The sequence below is a fragment of the Kaistella sp. genome, from assembly GCF_049588135.1.
Taxonomy (GTDB): Bacteria; Bacteroidota; Bacteroidia; order Flavobacteriales; family Weeksellaceae; genus Kaistella.
Map to the genome: position 1 here is coordinate 1 of NZ_JBAVFG010000222.1, position 4,824 is coordinate 4,824.

The window sequence follows — 4,824 nt, forward strand, 5'->3', positions numbered from 1 at the left end:
ATTTTAAAGTATGCTTATAAAATGTGTTTATCAAATATGTTAAAAACTACTAGTGTAATACAATATGGTGAAACTTGGAAAGGAGAAAGGTCTCTAGTTATAGAATTAAGAGACATATAAGAACGCTTTTCTCTCTTATGGACTTGCCTAAACAATCGGACTAACCGAAGATTCTCACCCCAAAAAAATTACCTAAAAATGTCAACGACAAAATTCATGAAACTGAAAAGGCGTAATCTAGTGTATTATAGCCTGGCCGATGAAAAAAGATATAACGAAAAATCAAAAGAAAATTTGAAGCAATTTGAAAATAATATTACTGACGAGCAAAAGAAAGAATTAGCAAAATTGAAAAATGTAGATGATGTGGAATGCATCAACGATTATTCTAAAAGTTTTTTGTTGAAATATTCGGAGATAAAGAAAAAAGATTACAAGCGTAATTTTTCTATAACGCAACAAAAAAAGATAACCGATTCTACGAATACGTTTATCGATGTAATTAAACATAATTACAAAAAATCAAACGGTTTTAATCAAAGAATGATAACATTTGTAACGCTAACGATTCCTGAAAATCAGAAGCATACGGATAAGGTAATGGTTAAAACATTAATCGATTTTATAGACCATTTGAAAAAAGTTAAAAATACTTTGGTTCAAAATAAGGTGGATACAGGACACGAAATTTTAAGATTGAAAAATTATGTTTGGCGTGCTGAAACCACGGAAAAGGGAAATATCCATTTTCATTTATTATTTGACTGCTATGTTAACCACGTAACAATGAAAAGAGTTTGGAATGGTTATTTAGAAAATTTGGGTTATGAGGGCGGTGAAAATGGGGCAAATATTCATAATCTAAAAAATATAGATGATGTCGGTTCTTATGTAACAAAGTATATGACAAAAGAACCATTGAACGACGAATTTACAGAGCTGTTAAAAAGTAAGCAAATAAAGCATTCCGATTTAGAAGATTATTCACCAGATGTTAAATATCGTCGTCCGATATTATACACTTCTTGGGGTTGCTCTAGGTCGTTAAAGAAGTTAACAGCACCTACGTTTTGTGGAAACGAAATTTTTGATTTTGCAGAATTGAGAAATAAATGTGAATTGGTGGAACTTCCAGAAGATTTAAAAGATTACGTTAAGATTTATAAGGGGAAAATTTATGATCTGTTAAATAAATGCTCTTTTTTATTGAAAAGAAAAGTTAAAAACAAATTTAATGATTTGTATAAATGGCTGTATGATAAAACAGAAGAGCAAAGAAATGATTTAGATAAATTGATTTGGTTGCACCGACAAAGTTTTCAACCTCAAAATATCTTTGACAATATAATTACTGAAAGAAAAGTTAAACCGTACATGCCACAATTATTTTAATATGAAAAATTCATTTTACAAAAAATTATCAACAAAGGATATAGCAGTATTATCAATGGTAAGTCTAAGAACTGCTGACAGAATAAAGAGAGAGATTAAAGAAACCTTTGGAGTAAAAAGGGTTCTAATGCATCATTATACGGCTTATTATTTAATGTAATGTAAATTATTCAGTTAGATTGTGAAAGTGCGCCAAATCACGCCAAATTGCGCCAATGGGTCTAGTATCGTTATACATTTGTCATCTAAATAATAATTAATAAATAATAATTAAAAAAAATAAAATATGTATACACAACCGATTGATAGCGTAAACAAACGTGCTCAAATTATCGTTAAAGATAGTATGGCGGGTATTTCGATTCTTCCAGAGTTAGCATCTGGTGATATTAATGATTTTTTAAGTAGTTTGGATATAAGGGTTGAGTTGGTGAGAAAATCGCAACCTAATGCCGTTTTATATTCTATGTCTTATATTAAATTTATTAATTTGGTTGGTAGTTTAGGCAAACGTTTTGGTTCAAATTTGTTAATACCTTTTGCAATTAATGGTAATTTGATTTTGTCGGGTGATGCTTATTTACAGATTGATTTGAATTGGACTTTTAGTGGATTAAGAGGTTTAAAAGTTGTTAATAATACAGTTGCAAAGAGTACAAATGTACCTTTAGCTTTGAAACAAATTGTAATTGATGGTGATGTTGAAGTAGATACAGAACATTATGATAGTGTTTTTATTGATGATGGAATTCAAAAGGTGGAGACTTTTGTTGATGGTTTACTTTCTACTCTTGCGGATAATCCTAATTTAACTGGTGGTGAGCTTTCTTTGATTGGTTCTGGTGTAGGTTTAAATCGTTTGGATAATAGTGTTAGAAAATTATCAAATTCGAATAATGTTGTTCTTACGGGGAATTGCGGATGTGATGGAGTTGTAAAGAGACAAAAAATTGAGCTTAATTATCCTTATCTCTCTTATATGAGTGCTTTCAATAGTATTTATGTAATTTTAAAAACAGAACCAAATCAAAAAATTAAATTCAGTGGTAGTTCAACTATTTACTTAATTCAGTCTTAAAAAACATTTATAAAAATTGAAATTATGGATGTTTTAGATGTAAGTAATAGATTCTTATACGGCTATAATAGTGATGATAACGATTCACCTTTTACAGTCGGTAATAAGGGGTGGTTGGATGATATTTTAGGTGGTATTGGTAGTTCAGGTGGTGGTATTGGTGGTATTGCTTCGGGTGCTGCTGCTGGTGCTGTTGCTGGTCCCTGGGGTGCTGCTCTTGGTGCGATTGCTGGTTTATTCGGTAATGTCTTTCAAGAAGGTTGGTCATTGAGTTGTATCGGAAAGCAGGCATTTGATAAAGGGAATTTTGAAGAGCAAATGAATCAAGCCAACGGTATTATATCTAGTATTAATCCTAATAATATTGTTAGTGTTCAGAATGGTTTAAATGATTTAGCAAAAAGGGCGAGTTTATCGGTTAAGGCGGTATCTAATTATAAAAGTTCATGTTCTAAAAATTTACGAGGTAAGTTTGGCGAGTTCTGTCAAAAGGCGGTAAATGAGCTGTTACCTCATGTTAATAGTACAATGGTTATGAAGTCAGAGAATGACCAATGGGAGGGTCAATTTTCTTATCCATTTTATACTGTTACTTCCATTAAATCGGGTTCAGTCGTAAATACTAATGTCCCTACTGGTGGTTCAAATAATCCAAATACTCCAAGTGGTGGTTTTGCTGATATTATGCAGGGGTTTAATCTATTGTCAAGTTATGAACAGGCTACATTAGAAAGCTACGCAAATGAGAATAATTTAGATTTGGGGGTTGTTGCTAATGGCTTTTTAGGGGGTTCTATAAAAATAGTTAATGGTAAAATTGTTTGGAGTGCGTCCGCTGGTAGTGGAAAAGATAATCAGATGATGACTTATTTAATTGTTGGTGGTGGTCTTTTGTTAGCTTACAAAATGTTTGTCAAAAAGTAGTTTTAATAAAAAAAAAAAAAAAAAAAATAATGAATATTCAAGAAATTTTAGGAACTCCTATAGTAAACGGAAATCAGTCGTTAAGTTGGTTGAATGGGGGTGTTGTTTTGTCTGCTGTGATTGGTGCAGCTGCTCTCTACTTCATGATTCCGGAAAGAAAAAGAAAAAATCTTTTAAAATAGTAATTAAATAAATACGAAATATTATGTCTAATTACAAAAAAGCAAGTTGGGGAAATTCGTATAATCAGGGTTTTCAGAAGCAAAACAACGGTTATCCTAATGGTGGTAATTTTCAGGGTAATGGAGGTTATAAAGGTAGACCTCAAACCGATGTTAAAAAATCGGGGGCTGTTTATACTCGAATGAAAAAAGGGAAATTTGAGGGGCAAATGTGCGTTAATGCGTGGAGAAAAACAAAAAACGGTCTACAGACTGCTAGTGCGTTCCCAGTTGATGGGGTTGAGCATATTGGTGCAGAAAGTAAAAAGACTTTTGTTCGTATGGCTGTTGAAGTTGCAAATAAAGAGTTGGGAATTTCGCAAACTTACTGGTGTTTGATGCAAAAAGAATCACAAAAGATTTTTATCAAAGAATTAGGGTTGGTGATTTCTCCAAACGGTAACGGTGTCACCAGTTCGGGTAAGCGAGTTAAAGGGTTTTTTGGTAAAGTATTTTAATAAGTGATATGAAAAAAGTAATAGCAATTTTGGAACTAGCATTGATAAATGCGCCAAAGATTAAATATTATGCAGGTTTGGTAATTCATGCGGTCGATATGTTGGACGGTGTCCAAGACTGGGGAAAAGAGAACAAACCAGTAGAAAAGAATACTAAGGCAAAAAAGTAGTAAATTTTAAGAAAGTGTTAATAGTAGAAAGCCGTTTGCCATTATGGTTAAGCGGTTTTTTTTTCTAATAAAAAATAAATAAAATATGTTTCCTTATATTTTTTTTGGGGGTTTTATAGGTTGGTTACAAGGTTTTTTAATTAAAGATAATGATATGGTTGATATTGATTCTAGTGTAAGAAAATATTCAGATGGTAGTGTAGTAGATGGCTTATTGTTGACTGTTTTAAAAGTTAACGAGGGTTTTGGTTCTAGTGCTGTTGAAAAGGCTTATCCTTTAAAGGGCGAAAGTGGTTATACAATAGGTTATGGAACTAAGTTTTTATATACTTCCAGTGGTTCTAATTTTCGTAATAATGCTAGGGTATTGGTTAATGATACTTTGTCTAGTTTAAAAAGTTCAATGGGTTATGGTTCTTTGAGTTCTGAAGGTTTTGCAAAACAGTTAATCACTAATCACATTAAATTTGATTATAATTTTAATAAAGGAGGTGCTAAAAATTTCTTTGGTACGTTGGATTCAGCAGGTGTTTTTTATTCTAGAGATATCAATGTGGCTTTGATTGATATAGGTTATATGT

Annotated in this window: 7 protein-coding genes; all 7 read left to right on the forward strand. The window is 31.8% G+C overall.

All coding sequences use genetic code 11. The features are described from left to right. Nucleotides 1–198: 198 nt before the first annotated feature. The gene (locus WBY99_RS12070; RefSeq protein ID WP_423976587.1) at nucleotides 199–1,392 is read left to right on the forward strand and encodes a rolling circle replication-associated protein; all 1,194 of its coding nucleotides are present in this window, start codon (nucleotides 199–201) and stop codon (nucleotides 1,390–1,392) included. Between the two features lie 286 nt (nucleotides 1,393–1,678). Next, nucleotides 1,679–2,470, forward strand: a complete 792-nt coding sequence (locus tag WBY99_RS12075) for a hypothetical protein (RefSeq protein ID WP_423976588.1) — start codon at nucleotides 1,679–1,681, stop codon at nucleotides 2,468–2,470. A gap of 24 nt (nucleotides 2,471–2,494) precedes the next feature. Continuing rightward, the gene (locus tag WBY99_RS12080; RefSeq protein WP_423976589.1) at nucleotides 2,495–3,394 is read left to right on the forward strand and encodes a hypothetical protein; all 900 of its coding nucleotides are present in this window, start codon (nucleotides 2,495–2,497) and stop codon (nucleotides 3,392–3,394) included. Between the two features lie 29 nt (nucleotides 3,395–3,423). Beyond that, complete coding sequence (locus WBY99_RS12085) at nucleotides 3,424–3,576, forward strand: hypothetical protein (RefSeq protein ID WP_423976590.1); 153 nt, start codon at nucleotides 3,424–3,426, stop codon at nucleotides 3,574–3,576. A gap of 23 nt (nucleotides 3,577–3,599) precedes the next feature. After that, complete coding sequence (locus WBY99_RS12090; RefSeq protein WP_423976591.1) at nucleotides 3,600–4,073, forward strand: hypothetical protein; 474 nt, start codon at nucleotides 3,600–3,602, stop codon at nucleotides 4,071–4,073. An 8-nt stretch (nucleotides 4,074–4,081) separates the two neighbouring features. Continuing rightward, nucleotides 4,082–4,243 (forward strand): hypothetical protein, encoded by a 162-nt coding sequence (locus tag WBY99_RS12095; protein WP_423976592.1) that lies wholly within the window; start codon nucleotides 4,082–4,084, stop codon nucleotides 4,241–4,243. Nucleotides 4,244–4,328: 85 nt separating this feature from the next. Beyond that, nucleotides 4,329–4,824: hypothetical protein (locus WBY99_RS12100; protein ID WP_423976593.1), on the forward strand; the 496-nt coding region annotated here is incomplete at its 3' end.